The sequence below is a fragment of the Bauldia sp. genome (genome assembly GCA_037200845.1).
Classification (GTDB): Bacteria; Pseudomonadota; Alphaproteobacteria; order Rhizobiales; family Kaistiaceae; genus DASZQY01.
The window spans coordinates 28467-43785 of sequence record JBBCGQ010000001.1 but is presented as its reverse complement, the minus strand read 5'-3'; the positions used below and the strand labels follow the sequence as shown (position 1 = coordinate 43785).

14 protein-coding genes are annotated in these 15319 nt (G+C 67.1%); 12 read left to right on the top strand and 2 right to left on the bottom strand.

Features of this window, described 5'->3' with window-relative positions; all coding sequences use genetic code 11:
- Window positions 1–1137, top strand: a complete 1137-nt coding sequence (locus WDM94_00170; GenBank protein MEJ0011042.1) for a DUF1501 domain-containing protein — start codon at window positions 1–3, stop codon at window positions 1135–1137.
- Window positions 1130–1696 carry a hypothetical protein gene (locus WDM94_00165; protein MEJ0011041.1) on the top strand — a complete coding sequence of 189 codons (567 nt, stop codon included), beginning with the start codon at window positions 1130–1132 and terminating at the stop codon, window positions 1694–1696. Before WDM94_00170 ends, WDM94_00165 begins: the two co-directional genes overlap by 8 nt.
- A gap of 26 nt (window positions 1697–1722) precedes the next feature.
- Here the strand turns inward: WDM94_00165 and WDM94_00160 are convergent, their stop codons facing one another.
- Both WDM94_00160 and WDM94_00155 read right to left on the bottom strand, forming a co-directional pair.
- Complete coding sequence (locus tag WDM94_00160; GenBank protein ID MEJ0011040.1) at window positions 1723–2859, bottom strand: helix-turn-helix transcriptional regulator; 1137 nt, start codon at window positions 2857–2859, stop codon at window positions 1723–1725.
- Window positions 2860–3142: 283 nt separating this feature from the next.
- Complete coding sequence (locus WDM94_00155; protein MEJ0011039.1) at window positions 3143–3928, bottom strand: IclR family transcriptional regulator C-terminal domain-containing protein; 786 nt, start codon at window positions 3926–3928, stop codon at window positions 3143–3145.
- 111 nt (window positions 3929–4039) lie between these two features.
- On the opposite strand from WDM94_00155, the gene WDM94_00150 reads away from it, so the two are divergent.
- The 10 genes from WDM94_00150 to WDM94_00105 all read left to right on the top strand — a co-directional run bounded on the left by WDM94_00150 (window position 4040) and on the right by WDM94_00105 (window position 15238).
- Window positions 4040–4885, top strand: coding sequence for a CoA-transferase (locus WDM94_00150; protein MEJ0011038.1), 846 nt, complete (start codon window positions 4040–4042; stop codon window positions 4883–4885).
- Entirely contained in the window at window positions 4882–5655 is a 774-nt protein-coding gene (locus tag WDM94_00145) for a CoA-transferase subunit beta (GenBank protein ID MEJ0011037.1), read from the top strand. The genes WDM94_00150 and WDM94_00145 overlap by 4 nt, the downstream gene beginning before the upstream one ends.
- Window positions 5652–6857, top strand: a complete 1206-nt coding sequence (gene pcaF, locus WDM94_00140; GenBank protein ID MEJ0011036.1) for a 3-oxoadipyl-CoA thiolase — start codon at window positions 5652–5654, stop codon at window positions 6855–6857. Before WDM94_00145 ends, pcaF begins: the two co-directional genes overlap by 4 nt.
- 85 nt (window positions 6858–6942) lie before the next feature.
- A complete protein-coding gene (locus tag WDM94_00135; GenBank protein ID MEJ0011035.1) occupies window positions 6943–7290 on the top strand; it encodes a DUF6496 domain-containing protein in 348 nt (115 codons plus the stop codon).
- A gap of 344 nt (window positions 7291–7634) precedes the next feature.
- The gene (locus WDM94_00130; protein MEJ0011034.1) at window positions 7635–8264 is read left to right on the top strand and encodes a gluconate 2-dehydrogenase subunit 3 family protein; all 630 of its coding nucleotides are present in this window, start codon (window positions 7635–7637) and stop codon (window positions 8262–8264) included.
- A gap of 18 nt (window positions 8265–8282) precedes the next feature.
- Window positions 8283–10052: a GMC family oxidoreductase gene (locus WDM94_00125; protein ID MEJ0011033.1), complete on the top strand. Its 1770-nt coding sequence runs from the start codon at window positions 8283–8285 to the stop codon at window positions 10050–10052.
- Window positions 10053–10058: 6 nt separating this feature from the next.
- Entirely contained in the window at window positions 10059–10469 is a 411-nt protein-coding gene (locus WDM94_00120) for a cytochrome c family protein (GenBank protein MEJ0011032.1), read from the top strand.
- Window positions 10470–10689: 220 nt separating this feature from the next.
- Window positions 10690–11943 carry a sarcosine oxidase subunit beta family protein gene (locus WDM94_00115; GenBank protein MEJ0011031.1) on the top strand — a complete coding sequence of 418 codons (1254 nt, stop codon included), beginning with the start codon at window positions 10690–10692 and terminating at the stop codon, window positions 11941–11943.
- Window positions 11943–12260 carry a sarcosine oxidase subunit delta gene (locus tag WDM94_00110; GenBank protein MEJ0011030.1) on the top strand — a complete coding sequence of 106 codons (318 nt, stop codon included), beginning with the start codon at window positions 11943–11945 and terminating at the stop codon, window positions 12258–12260. The genes WDM94_00115 and WDM94_00110 overlap by 1 nt, the downstream gene beginning before the upstream one ends.
- A complete protein-coding gene (locus WDM94_00105) occupies window positions 12257–15238 on the top strand; it encodes a sarcosine oxidase subunit alpha family protein (GenBank protein MEJ0011029.1) in 2982 nt (993 codons plus the stop codon). Before WDM94_00110 ends, WDM94_00105 begins: the two co-directional genes overlap by 4 nt.
- Window positions 15239–15319 lie beyond the last annotated feature (81 nt).

The following is a 15319-nucleotide window of genomic DNA, read 5'->3' as shown; positions in this document are numbered from 1 at the left end:
ATGCTTACCCGCCGCCACATACTGCAGAGCGCCGCGGCCAGCGTCTTCTTTGCCGGTTTCCCCGCACGCGGCTTCACGCAGACGCGCGAGCTCGGCAAGATCGGCGTCATCATCCTTGAAGGCGGCATGGACGGGCTCGCCGCCGTTCCGCCGATCGGCGATCCGGCGCTGATCAAGCGGCGCAAGGATCTGGTGCCGACCAAGGCGATCAAGCTCAACCCGTTCTTCGGGCTCCATCCTTCCTTCGCCGCGTTCTCGCAGATGCTCGCCAACGGCGAGGCGGCGATCGTCCACGCCACCTCGATCCCCTACACGCTGCGTTCGCATTTCGAAGGCCAGAACCTGATGCAGACCGGCATCGCGAAACCGTTCGCGATCCAGACCGGCTGGCTCGGCCGCGCGATGGAACTTGCCGGCATTCCAGGCAAGTCGCTGGCGCTCGACATGCCACTGCTGATCCGTGGCGCCGCCGATCTCGATAACCTCTACCCAGCGAGCATTCCGGGCTCGGAGGGCCCAACGCGCGACCTGATGACGGCGCTCGAGGCCGCGTACACCGGCGACGCCAGCGAGGCGTTCGCGAAGCTGGCGATGCGCACCGGCGCTCTCGAAGACCGGCGCCGCGAGCCCGCCGCGCTCGCAATGCATGCCGGCAAGGAGATGGCGAAACCCGGCGGCCCGAACGTCTCGGTGATCCGCGTCACCGACTTCGACACCCATTCGCAGCAGGGCGCCGACGAAGGCCGCCAGGCCGATCGCCACACCATCGTCGATCAGATTTTCCTCAACTACAAACACGGTCTCGGCGACGCCTGGAAGAACAGCATCATCCTGACGCTCACCGAGTTCGGCCGCACGGTGCAGGAAAACGGCTCCGCCGGGACCGACCACGGCTGGGGCACCGCGGCCCTGATCGCCGGCGGCCTGCTCAAGAAGGCGAGCGTGGTCGCTAACTGGCCCGGGCTCGGCGACAAGGAGATGTTCGAGGGGCGCGATCTCGCCTCGACCCTCGACTACCGCACGATCTGCGCCGCCGCGATCGAAGCTGCGTTCGGCCTGCCGCACGACGAAATTGCCGAGCGCATCTTCATGGAGCCAAAGCTGCCGCACGCCTATGGACTGCTGTTCGATGCGTAAGCGCGCTGCCGCCTTCGTTCTTGCCGGTGCTCTGCTGCTTGCCGCGGCGACGCCGGGGCTTGCCGACGACACGTCCGATTTCCTGGCGAAATTCAAGCACTACACGATCGAGGTGAAGCCCGATCCCAACTTCGACATCTCGCCGCTTGCGTTCGACTTCTCCAACCTGAAGCTGACGACGCGCTACAGCGGCTATAGCTGCCAGTTCAGCCTGATTCGGCTCGACAGCGACCAGCCCGACGACCTCGCAAAGGGCCGGATCGCGTTCAGCGACGACGGCCACGTCCACTTTACCGGCCGGTGGAACACCGGCGGCATGGCAACGCCGGAGACCTTCGAGGAAACCAACCTCGCCGTAACCGAAAAGGGGTTGCTCGTCGGGAAGATGACGGTCTACGCCGAATACACCGACGAGGGCGGCGTGCCGCAGGAGCCGATCATCGCCAACGTTAAGGTGACCGACGGAAAATTCGGCGACGAAGCGCCCGCCGGCACTCTGGTCTACCGGCTGAATTTCGAATGGCAGGCGCAGTTGAACGTGGCGGGCTGCCACAAGTAAGCCGCGCCTCGGCGCCGTCGATGGCGTCAGCCGAGGACCAGCCGAGTCAGCAGCGCGGCCAAGTCTCCCTGGCGGGAAATTCCGGTCTTCGCGAACACGCGCTTCAGCACGGTGCGCACCGTCTCCTCGGTGATGCCCAGCCGCTCGGCCGCCGCCTTCGGCGGGATGCCGGCGCCGACGAGCGCGGCGACGCGCGACTCGCCCAGGGTCAGATTGAGAATATCGCGCACCAGCGACGGGTCGATCGGATCACCCCGACCGGCGCGGCGAACGATGACCAGCGCCCGCACGTCGGCGAGTTCAAGCCCGAAGGAGTGGATGCCCGCGGCGGCGACGGGCAGCACGTAGGCGACGGCGTATTTCGTTTCTCCGACGCCGTGAATGACGATCGGCCGCGGCGCATGTCTGGGATCGGCCGGTCCGGCAACGGCGGCGGCAACTGCTTCCCGCAGCAGCGTGCGTTCGGGTTCGAAGCGGGCCATCGGCCGGCCGTTCGACAGCACAAGCGCACTCCCGATGAGCTGCGACGCGATCTGGTTGGCCGGCGACATGCTGCCGGAGGCGTCGGCCAGGAACACGCCGACATCGAGCCGCGTCAGTGCCTCCTCGAGGGCAAGGTTGGTCAGCTCCGCTGCAAAAAGGCGCGCGCCGAGACGCAACGAATTTTCCACGTGCCGGCTCAGCCACCCCAACGTCGACAGCTCGGCAGCGCTGAATGCGGGCCTCCCCCGAACCCGCTGGATGGACAGGCCGGCGACCAAATGCGGATCGGGAGAGATGTTCGCGCCCGCGAACCAGGCAAGGTTCTGGTTCGCCAGAAACTCCGTGTAGAACGGCAGCGTGGAGATCTCGGCGTCGGTCACGACGTGGCGGTCGGTCAGCATGTCGCCCGCCGCGAGGTAGCCCCGCTCGATCGCTCGCAGGAAGCGGACGTCCTGGCGCCACCATTCGTCGGCATAGGCGGCCTGGGCCGGCGCCATCGACGGCGAAACGATGCTGGCGCTGCTGCCGTCGCCGCGCTGGTAGAGCATAATCGCACCAAAGTCGTCGAAGACGTCGGCAATCGCCTGCAGCGTATTCGGCCACGACGACGGCACCGGCGCCGCCGAGTAGATCGCGGCGACGGCTTCGGCGAGACGACGGTCAAATAAGCGCTCATCCATCCCCGCGCTCCTTCGCCGACATGCTCCGCGCCCACCGGGTCGTGGCTTCACGCCGCGCCGCCGCCTCCAAGGATATTCCGAAAGATGGAATGAGGGAAATTCATGAAGCTCGGGGAGGTAGCCATCTCGAATACGTGACGCACATCCGCGGACTTTCACGACTGGCGGCGTTCGTGCTGACGGCGCGCGTACAACTGCCGATGGTCGGATATGTTTCCAGCGGCGCACATCGACCCGGGCCACGCAGCACGCCTCCGACGGACTGCTCAAACGCGGCGTCCGATCAGATCAGCGTGCGCGAAATGGCGCGGGCGACGGCCTCGAGTTTCGGCAGGAAGCGGTCGCGGAGATCGGCCTTCGTCGTGCGGCTGGAATGAGCGGAGAGGTTGATCGCGCCGACGGCCTCGCCGCTTCTGGTCACGATCGGGACCGCGATCGAGCGCAGGCCCTTCTCCAGTTCCTCGTCGACGATGGCACAGCCCTGGGCGCGGTCGGCCCGGATGCGGGCGATGAGCGCCGCCTTGCCGTCGATTGCTTTGTCGGTCAGCCGCGCCTTCGGGCTCGCGGCCCAGCGTTTCGCCAACTCGGCGTCGTCGAGGAAGCCCAACTGCACGCGTCCGAGCGAGGTGTGGAAGGCGGGGAGGCGCGTGCCGACCGCGATGGTCACCGACATCAGGCGGTGCGGCGCCGGCATGCGCGCGACGTAGACGATCTCGCTGCCCTGCAGGATCGCGGCCGAGCACGACTCCTGCACATCGTGGCTCAGTTCCTTCATCAGCGGCTCGGCGCGGTCGAGCCACGACTGGGTCGAAAGATAGGCGAAGCCCAACTCGAGGATGCGCGGCGCCAGTGCGAAGTCGCGGCCGCGCTGTGTGACGTAGCCGAGGTCGGCAAGGGTGAGCAGCACGCGGCGGGCTGCGGCGCGCGACAGGCCGGAGGCGGCGGCGGCGGCCGACAGGGTCATCGCCGGGCGCTGTTCGCCGAAGGCGCCCAGCACCGCCAGGCCTTTGGCGAGCGTCGCCATGTACTCCGGGCTGCTGCTGAAGGCGCTCGGCTTTGCCGTTGACATAGAGGGAGGCCTCGTCGAATATCCGGTCGCTAAACGAACATATGTTCGATAAACGAACAAGCGGCACGCGTCAATGTGCGCCGAGTGGGATGTGGAGACCGAGTTCTGTCGATGGCCGAGTTTCTTTCCCTGCACGATGCAATCGCCGCCAACGTCCGCGATGGCGACGCAGTGGCGATGGAGGGGTTCACGCACCTCATCCCGTTTGCGGCGGCCCATGAGGTGATCCGGCAGGGGCGCAAACGCCTGAAGCTGATCCGCATGACGCCGGACCTGATCTACGACCAGCTCATCGGCATGGGCGCGGCGGAGAAGCTGACGTTTTCGTGGGGCGGCAACCCAGGCGTCGGCTCGCTCTATCGCCTGCGCGACGCAGTCGAGAACGGCTGGCCGGGACCGCTGGCGATCGAGGAACATTCGCACGCCGCGATGGCCAATGCTTACGACGCCGGCGCGGCGAACCTGCCGTTCGCGGTGTTCCGCGGCTATCGCGGCGTCGAACTGGTGCGGGTTAATCCGGCGATCCGGTCCGTCACCTGCCCGTATACCGGCGAGGTGCTGGCGACGGTGCCGGCGATCCGGCCCGATGTCGCTGTCATCCACGCGCTGCGCGCCGACCGCGAGGGCAACGTGCTGCTCGAAGGCATCGTCGGCGTGCAGAAAGAGGCGGTGCTGGCGGCGCGGCGTTCGGTGGTCACGGTCGAGGAGATTGTCGGGGATTTCGGCGAACGCAGCCGCAACGCGATCATCCTGCCGTCGTGGACCGTGTCGGCGATTGCCGTCGTGCCGGGCGGCGCGTTTCCCTCGTACGCGCAGGGCTACTACAAGCGCGCCAACGCCTTCTACAAGGCGTGGGACGCGATCGCGAAGGAGCGCGACACGTTCACGGCGTGGATGAAGGAGAATGTGCTCGGCAAGGACGTGTCGGCTTTCGCCCGGCACGCGAGGGCGTCATGAGCGCGTATACGCCTTCCGAGATCATGACCGTCGCTGCGGCGCGCGCCCTCGGCAACGACGACGTCTGCTTCGTCGGCATCGGCGCGCCGTCGGCGGCATGCAACCTCGCGCGGCGTACGCACGCGCCGGGGATCACGCTGATCTACGAGTCGGGCACTATCGACACCAAGCCCGAGGTGCTGCCGCTGTCGATCGGCGACGGCGAGCTGTGCGACACGGCGCTGACGACGGTGCCGGTGTCGGAGATGTTCCGCTACTGGCTGCAGGGCGAGCGCATCACGGTCGGCTTCCTCGGCGGCGCGCAGATCGACCGCTACGCCAACCTCAACACGACGGTGGTCGGCCCGTACGATCATCCGAAGGTCAGGCTACCGGGCGGCGGCGGGGCGCCGGAGATCGCGGCGTGCTGCGGCGAAATCTTCATCACGATGGCGATGTCGAAGCGCGCCTTCGTCGACAAACTCGATTTCATCACCTCGCTCGGCCACGGCGGCGGTCCGGGCGACCGCGAGAAGCTCGGACTGAAGACCAAGGGACCGACACGCGTGATGACCGATCTCTGCGTGTTCGAGCCGGATCCCACGACGCGCGAGCTGGCGGTCGTGGCGCTACATCCCGGCGTGACGCGCGAACAGGTGCAGGCGCAGTGTGCGTGGCCGGTGCGGTTCGCGGCAGAGGTCGGCGTGACGCCGCCGCCGACGGAGACCGAACTTGGCGTGCTGCGCGATCTGCAAGCGCGGACGGCAAAGGCGCACGGAGAAGATACATGAGCCGCGATGCCTTCATCTGCGCTGCCGTGCGCACGCCCATCGGCCGCTATGCCGGGGCGCTGGCGCGGGTGCGCACCGACGACCTTGCGGCGATCCCGATCCGCGAATTGATCGCGCGGCATCCGCAAATCGCCGGCGCGGTCGATGAAGTCTTCCTCGGGTGCGCCAACCAGGCGGGCGAGGACAACCGCAACGTGGCGCGCATGGCGGCGCTGCTTGCCGGGTTGCCGGACAGCGTGCCGGGGACGACGCTCAACCGGCTGTGCGCTTCGGGCCTCGATGCGGTCGGCACGGCGGCGCGGGCGATCCGTGCCGGCGAGATCGACGTCGCGATCGCGGGCGGCGTGGAGTCGATGACGCGGGCGCCGCTGGCGATGGCGAAGGCCGAAGGCGCGTTCCAGCGCAGCGCCGACATCTACGACACGACCATCGGCTGGCGCTTCATCAATCCGCTGATGAAGGCGCAGTACGGCGTCGATTCGATGCCCGAGACCGGGGAGAACGTCGCCGACGATTATCAGGTGACGCGCGCCGACCAGGATGCGTTTGCGCTCCGCTCGCAGCAACGCGCGGCGAAGGCGAAGGAGGCGGCCACGCTGACGGCGCGCATCGTTTCTGTCGCCGCCCCAGTCGGCAAGGGTGGCGCCATCCTCGTCAGCGAGGACGAACATCCGCGCGGCGACACGACGATCGAGGCACTCGCGAAGCTGAAGCCGATCGTGCGGCCGAACGGCACCGTCACCGCCGGCAACGCCTCCGGCGTCAACGACGGCGCGCAGGCGCTGGTGGTCGCATCGGGCGAGGCGGCGGCGCGGCTGGGCCTGACGCCGATCGCGCGCGTCGTCGGCATGGCGACGGCCGGCGTGCCGCCGCGCGTCATGGGCATCGGGCCGATCCCGGCGACGCGCAAGCTGATGGAGCGGCTCGGGCTGAAGATCGGCGACTTCGATGTGGTGGAGCTGAACGAGGCGTTCGCCAGCCAGGCGCTGGTGTGCCTGCGCCAGCTCGGACTTGCCGACGACGCGGAGCACGTCAACCCGAACGGCGGCGCCGTTGCCTATGGCCACCCGCTCGGCATGTCCGGCGCGCGGCTTGCCGCCGACGTGGCGCTGGAGCTCGCGGCGCGCGGCGGGCGCTACGGCCTCGCGACGATGTGCGTTGGCGTCGGGCAAGGCGTGGCGATGGCGCTGGAGCGCGCCTAGCCGGCAAGCGGCGCTGTGACGGACGGAACCATCCTTGCGGCTGGCGATTTCTACTGACGGGGTGCGTCAGCTAGGAGCGTCAATCATGGCCCGCAAATATTCGAAGGCCGCCAGCAATAAAGTCGAGCGCGCAATGCACGAGCGCAAGACCGGTACGCTGAAGAGCGGCGGCAGCGGCAAGAAGGTGACCAGCCGCAAGCAGGCGATCGCGATCGGACTTGCGGAAGCGCGGCGCGAAGGCAAGAAGGTGCCGGCGAAGCGTTCATCGTCTTCCCGTTCGTCTTCGTCGCGCTCGTCGAGCGGCCGCAAGGCGTCCACCGGCAGCCCTAAGTCCGCGACGCGGAAGTCTCCCGCGCGCAGATCTTCGACGCGCAAGTCGGCGGCGAGCAAGCGCTCGTCGGGCGGACGCAAGTCGTCGCGCGGCAGCAAGTAAGCCAGCTTACAGGTCTGCATTTGAATCAAATCGCCGCCGGTTTTCCGGCGGCGATTTGCTGCGCGAGTGAGTCGCAAATGTCTGTTCCGGTTTGAACAGTGCAAACGCCAAATCGCCGCCCCAGCATCACATCTTCTTGTTTTTGAATTACTCCAGTTCGGGTGTCGATTTGCTCCCGCCGACCGCTCCCATCGCGATCGACCCAAAGTCAAATCTAGGGAGCACCAATGTCCAAATCCGATTCTGAAACGCCCAAACTCGGGCGCCGCGACTTTCTCAAGGTCGTCGGCGTTGCCGGCGTAGCCAGTGCTTTGCCGTCTCAGGCACCGCGCGCCGAAGAGACCATGAAAATGCCGATGCCGGCGAACGCGCCGGCCGCGGGCGTGAACACCAACACCGGTTTCCTCTTCTTCAACCCCGACGAAGGCGCCGTCATCACCGCGATCGTCGACACGCTGATCCCGGCCGACGCGACCGGGCCCGGCGGCGTCGAAGCGGGCGTGCACATCTACATCGACCGGCAGCTCGGCGGCGCTTACGGCTCGGCCGCGCGTCTCAACATGCAGGGGCCGTTCCGCCCCGATATCGCGACCCCATCGCAGGGCTACCAGCTTCCGCTGACGCCGGCGGAACTGATCCGCGCCGGCCTCGTCGATCTCGCGGCGTACTCGCAGAAGACCAAAGGCAACACCTTCGACAACCTGCAGCCGGCGGATCGCAACGCGATACTGACCGACATCGACGGCGGCAAGGTCACGTTCGCCACCGTGCCGTCCAAGGTCGTCTTCGACCACCTCTATAACCTCGTGCAGGAGGGCTACTTCGGCGACCCGATCTATGGCGGCAACCAGGGCAAATCGGTCTGGAAGATGATCGGCTTCCCGGGCGTTGCCGGGATGTACACGCAACTGATCGAGCAATACCGGAACAAGCCGTACACGGCCGATCCGCAATCCATTCAAGATTTCGCGTAGGGCGGGAGGAAAAAGATCATGGCCACGAAACTTCCACCCGTTGATATCGCGATCATCGGCTTCGGCTGGACCGGCGGCATTCTCGCCAAGGAACTTGCTAGCACGGGCCTCAAAATCGTCGCCTTCGAGCGCGGCAAACCGCGCACGACCGATCCAGACTTCCTCGAGCCGGGCAAGGATGACGAGATCCGCTTCGCCAACCGTACCGACCTGATGATCGATACGACGCAGGAGACGCTGACCTTCCGCAACACGGGCGATCAGACCGCGCTCCCGATGCGGCGGCTCGGCTCGTTCCTGCCGGGCACCGGCGTCGGCGGCGCCGGCGTGCACTGGAACGGCGTCACCTGGCGCTTCATGGAATGGGACCACGAGGCCTACAGCCGCACGGTGTCGAAATACGGCAAGGGCATCATTCCGGCCGACATGCAGCTCCAGGACTGGGGCATCAGCTACGCCGAGCTCGAGCCGTACTACGACATGTTCGAGAAGACGGCGGCGATCTCGGGCAAGGCCGGCAATCTAAACGGCACCAAGATCGACGGCGGCAACGTCTTCGAAGGGGCGCGGAAGTCGGAGTATCCGAACCCGCCGCTGGTCTGGTCACAGGCCATGACGATGTTCGACAAGGCGACGCGGTCGCTCGGCTACCACCCGTTCCCGTCGCCCGCGGCCAATGCTTCGCGGGCGTACACCAACCCGGACGGCGTGAAGTTCAACCAGTGCCACTACTGCGGCTTCTGCGAGCGCTTCGGCTGCGAGGCCGACGCAAAGGCATCGCCGCACTTCACGGTCATCCCGATCGCCATGAAGAATCCGAACTTCGAGCTGCGCACCCGCTCGCAGGTTCTGAAGATCAACATGGACTCGGACGGCAAGAAGGCGACCGGCGTCACCTATCTCGATCCGCTCGGCAACGAGATGGAGCAGCCGGCGGATATCGTGATCGTCTCGGCGTTCGCGCTCAACAACGTCCACCTGCTGCTCTACTCGAAGATCGGCAAGGCCTACGACCCGAAGACGGGCGAGGGCGTGGTGGGGCGCAACTACGCCTACCAGGGCGGCGGCGGCGCCACCGCCTTCTTCGGCGAGGACGTCATCACCAATCCGTTCATGGGCGCCGGCGCGCTGTCGATGTGCATGGACGATTTCAACGGCGATTCGTACGACTTCGCCAAGGCCGGCTACATCGGCGGCGGCGGGATCAGCGCCGGCTCGTCCGGCGGCCGTCCGATCGGCTATCACCCGACGCCGCCGGGCACGCCCAAGTGGGGCTCCGACTGGAAGAAGGCGGTGGTCGCCGCCTACAACCACACCGTCGGCGTCGGCAGCCAGGGTTCGGTGATGTCGTACCGCCAGAACTACCTCGACCTCGACCCGACCTACACCGACTCGTTCGGCCGGCCGATGATGCGCATGACCTTCGACTTCCAGGACAACGAGTGGAAGCAGATGGCTGCGGCGCGCGACATCTCCGCGGCAATCGCCAAGGAGATGGGCGCCAAGGTCATCGCCACGAGCCTGCCGGCGAAGCCGTACTCGGTCGTGCCCTACCAGAGCACGCACAACACCGGCGGCACGGTGATGGGCGCCGATCCCAAGACCAGCGTCGTCAACAAGTACCTGCAGGTATGGGACGTGCCGAACGTGTTCGTCACCGGCGCCAGCGTCTTCCCGCAGAACGCGGGCAAGAACCCGACCGGGCCGGTCGGCGCGCTGGCCTACTGGATGGCGGATGCGTTGAAGAACAAGTACCTCAAGAGCCCGGGGGCGTTGATCCCGACCTAGAGGATGATGAACGTGAAGCGTGTCGCACTGACCCTCCTCCTGGCCGTCGCACCCCTGGGTGCGACGGCTTTCGCTGCCGGCGATCCGGTCGCCGGCCAGGCCGTGTTCGGCAAATGCTCGCAGTGCCATCAGGTCGGCCCGACCGCCCAGAACGCGACCGGCCCGATCCTCAACGGCATTGTCGGGCAGAAGGCCGGCATCGTGCCGGGCTACACCTTCTCCGACGCGATGAAGAATTCCGGCCTGACGTGGGACGAGCCGACGCTCGCCGCGTATCTCAAGTCGCCGCGGAAAGTCGTGCCGGGGAACAAGATGAGTTTCGTCGGCCTGCCCAACGATACCGACATCGCCAACGTCATTGCTTATCTGGCGACGTTCAATCTGGATGGGACTACGGCGACGCCGGCACCACCATAACTCCAGATCGCTGCCTGTATCCCCTCTGCTGTTATCCTTCGGCGAGCCGGTAGGCCTCGACCGGAGGACCATTCTCGTCCCGTATGGCGGCTCTTGCTGAAGCCGGTCCTCCGGTCGGCGCTCCGCGGCGCCGAAGGATGACAGCAGAGGGGAGGCAAAGGAGGGTGCCGTACGCCTATGCCTCCTTGGCAAACCGCCGCCTATTTGCTTCTAATCATCCGTGTCCCGCTTTTCCTTCCTTTCCCTCGCCCGCAACGCGCTGACCGGTCATCAGGACTGGGGGCAGCAGTGGCGGTCGCCTGAACCCAAGCGCGAGTATGACGTCGTCATCGTCGGCGGCGGCGGGCATGGGCTGGCGACGGCGTACTATCTCGCGGCCGAGCACGGCATCACCAACGTGGCGGTGGTGGAGAAGGGCTGGCTCGGTGGCGGCAACACCGGCCGCAACACCACCGTCATCCGCTCCAACTACCTGTGGGACGAGAGCGCCGCGATCTACGAGCACTCGGTCAAGCTCTGGGAAAATCTCAGCCAGGAGCTCAACTACAACGTCATGTACTCGCCGCGCGGCGTGATGATGCTGGCGCACACGGTGCACGACATCCAGGTGTTCAAGCGCCACATCCACTCCAACCGCCTCAACGGCATCGACAACGAGTGGCTGACACCGGAGGAAGCGAAGGCCTTCTGCCCGCCGCTCAGCACGTCGAAGGATATGCGTTATCCCGTCGTGGGCGCGGCGCTGCAACGGCGCGGCGGCACCGCGCGCCATGACGCCGTCGCGTGGGGCTTTGCCCGCGGCGCCGATGCGCGCGGGGTAGACATCATCCAGAACTGCGAAGTCACCGGCATCGGCCGTGCTGCCGACGGCTCGGTCAACGCCGTCGAGACGACGCGCGGCACCATCCGCGCGAAGAAAATCGCCGTCGTTGCCGCCGGGCACACATCGGTCATCATGGCGATGGCCGGCGTGCGCATGCCGCTGGAAAGCTACCCGCTGCAGGCGCTGGTGTCGGAGCCGGTGAAGCCGGTGTTCCCATGCGTGGTCATGTCGAACACCATCCACGCCTACATCTCGCAATCCGACAAGGGCGAGTTGGTGATCGGGGCCGGCACCGACGCCTACGTTTCCTACAGCCAGACCGGCGGGCTGCACATCGCGACGCACACCGTCGATGCGATCGCGGAACTCTTCCCGATCTTCCGGCGCATGAAGATGCTCAGGAACTGGGGCGGCATCGTCGATGTGACGCCGGATCGCTCGCCAATAATGGGCCTGACGCCGGTCAAGGGCCTCTACGTGAACTGCGGCTGGGGCACCGGCGGCTTCAAGGCGACGCCGGGCTCGGGTAACGTCTTTGCCGCGACCGTCGCGAAGGACGAGCCGCATCCTTACGTCGCGCCGTTCACGCTTGAACGGTTCCGCACCGGGCGGCTTATCGACGAGGCGGCGGCGGCGGCGGTGGCGCACTGATGCTGCTCATCCCTTGCCCCCACTGTGGACCGCGCCCGGAGATCGAGTTTCGCTACGCCGGCGAGGCGCACATGGCGCGGCCGAGCGACCCGGCGAATTCCGACGAGCGCGCGTGGTCGGATTTCCTCTACATGCGGACCAATCCCAAGGGGCTGCATTACGAGCGCTGGCGGCACAACTACGGCTGCGCGCGCTATTTCAACGCCGTGCGCCACACCGTGAGCGACCGGATCGTCGCGACCTACAAGGCGGGCGAGCCGCAGCCGGACGGCGATGCGCTGTTGGCGCAATTGCAGATCCCGGACGTGCGGCGATGAACGAATTCCGCACCGCGTCCGGCGGGCGCATCGACCGGTCGAAGCCGGTGCAATTTTCTTTCGACGGCCGCAGCTACTCCGGCCTTGCGGGCGATACGCTGGCTTCCGCGCTGCTGGCGAACGGCGTCCATCTTGTCGGCCGGTCGTTCAAGTATCACCGGCCGCGCGGCATTCTTTCCGCCGGCGCGGAAGAACCGAATGCGCTGGTGACGGTCAATCGCGGCGGCGGGCGCGAGGCGCCGAACCTGCGCGCGACGCAGGTCGAGATTTACGAGGGACTGAGCACGATCAGCCAGAACCGCTGGCCCGTGCTTTCCGCCGACATCGGCGCGGTCAACGATGCGCTGGCGCCTCTGTTTCCGGCGGGCTTCTACTACAAGACCTTCATGGCGCCGCGTGCCTTCTGGAAGCATGTCTACGAGCCTGTGATCCGCGCGGCGGCCGGCCTCGGCAAGGCGCCGAAGTCGCCCGATCCCGACCGTTACCTGCACCGCTTCGCCCATTGCGACGTGCTGATCGCGGGGGGCGGGCCGGCAGGTCTGGCAGCGGCGCTCGCGGCGGCGGAGAGGGGCGCCCGCGTCATTCTCTGCGACGAGCAGGCGGAGTTCGGCGGCACGCTGCTGCATGAGGCGAACGCCACCATCGACGGGCGCCCCGTGGCCGACTGGGTGCAGAGTGCGGTGGCGACGCTCGCCGACAACGAGCGCGTGACGCTGCTGCCGCGGACGACCGCGTTCGGCTACTACGCCGAAAATTTCATGGGGCTTGCCGAGCGGGTCACCGACCATCTTGCCGACCTCGATCCGAACTTGCCGCGCGAGCGGCTGTGGCAGGTGCGGGCGAAGGAAGTCGTGCTGGCTACTGGCGCGATCGAGCGGCCGCTGGTGTTTCCGGAGAACGACCGGCCGGGCGTGATGCTCGCCGATTCCGCGCGCCTCTATCTCAACCGGTTCGGCGTCAAGCCTGGCGTGCGCGCCGTCGTCATGGCGGCCGACGACACGGCCTACACCGCCGCGCTCGACCTGCATCAGGCGGGCGTCACCATCGCCGCGATCTGCGACCTGCGTCCGCAGCCGGACGGCCCGGAGGTCGCGGCGGCGCTCGACGCGCGCATTGCGGTGTGGCCATCGACCTCGATCTGCGGCACGCACGGGCGGCTGCGCATCAAGGCGGCGGAGATCGGCGCGGTCGAGCGGAACGGCAGGGTGCGCGGGCGCGAGAAGCTGGACTGCGACCTGCTGATCATGTCGGGTGGGTGGACGCCGAGCGTGCATCTCTTCTCTCAGTCGCGCGGCAGGCTGCGCTACGACGAGGCGCTGGAGGCGTTCGTGCCCGGCACGTCGGTGCAGCGCGAGCGGTCGGCCGGTTCGTGCCGCGGCACCTACGAACTGGCGCATGTGCTGGCGGAAGGCTACGCCGCCGGCGAATCCGCGGCGCGGCGCGATGCCTCCGGGCGGCTGTTCCATGTCACCGGCGTCGCGGCGCCGAACGGCGGCTTCATTGGCGCGCTGCCGCACAATCGTGGGCCGATGGCGAAGGCCTTCGTCGACTTCCAGAACGACGTCACGGCCAAGGACCTGAAGCTCGCGACGCGCGAAGGCTTCCGCTCGATCGAGCACGTCAAGCGCTACACGACGACCGGCATGGCGACCGACCAGGGCAAGACGTCGAACATGAACGCGCTGGCCATCGTCGCCGACGATCTCGACAAGTCGATTCCCGAGGTCGGGCTGACGACGTTCCGCACGCCGTACACGCCGGTGACCTTCGGCGCGCTGGCCGGCCATCAGCGCGGCGAGTTGTTCGACCCGCTGCGCAAGACGCCGATGTACGGCTGGGCCGAGGAACAGGGCGCGGTGTTCGAGGACGTCGGCCTATGGCGGCGGGCGAGATACTTCCCGCAGGCCGGCGAGGACATGGATGCGGCGGTGGCGCGCGAGTGCCGCGCGGTGCGTTCCGCCGTTGGGATTTTCGATGCGACGACGCTGGGCAAGATCGAGGTGGTCGGGCCGGATGCGGCGGAGTTTCTCAACCGTATCTACACGAATTCGTGGACGAAGCTCGATCCCGGCCGCTGCCGCTACGGACTGATGCTGACCGAGACCGGATTCGTGATGGACGACGGTGTCGTGGCGCGGCTGGCGCCGGATCGGTTCCACGTCACGACGACGACCGGCGGCGCGCCGCGCGTGCTGCATCAGCTCGAGGATTACATCCAGACCGAGTTCACCGATCTTCGGGTGTGGCTGACGTCGACCACCGAGCAGTGGGCGGTGATCGCGGTGCAGGGGCCGCGGGCGCGCGACGTGATCGCGCCGCTGGTCGAGGGCATCGATCTCAGCGCCGCGGCGATGCCGCACATGAGCATGCGGCTCGGCAAGATCTGCGGCGTGCCGCTCAGGCTGTTCCGCGTTTCGTTCACCGGCGAGCTCGGCTTCGAGATCAACGTGCCGTCGCGGCACGGGCGCATGGTGTGGGAGGCGGTGTTCGCCGCCGGCAAGGCGTACGGCATCGTGCCCTACGGCACCGAGGCGATGCACGTGCTGCGCGCCGAGAAGGGCTACGTCATCGTCGGGCAAGAGACGGACGGCACGACGACGCCGGACGATCTCGGACTTGGCGGCATGATCGGCAAGACCAAGCCCGACTTCATCGGCAAGCGCTCGCTGGCGATGCCGGAGCTCAGGCGTGCGGGCCGCAAGAAGCTGGTCGGGCTGTTCACCGTCGATCCCAAGGTCGTCGTGGAGGAGGGCGCGCAGGTCGTCGCCGACCCGACGCAGGCGATCCCGATGACGATGCTCGGGCACGTCACCTCATCGTACATGAGCGCGGTGCTTGGCCGATCAATTGCGCTGGCGCTGGTCGCCAATGCCGAGAAGGGCCAGCGGTTCTTCGTGCCGATGCCGGAAGGCGCGATCGAGGTCGAGGTGACCGACCCGGTCTTCTACGATCCGAAGGGGGAGCGGCTCAATGGTTAGCACCGCGGCCCCCTCACCCTCTTTCTCTAGGCCCGGCTTTGCCTCGCCAAGAGAACGAGCCCTCTCCCACAAGGGGAGAGG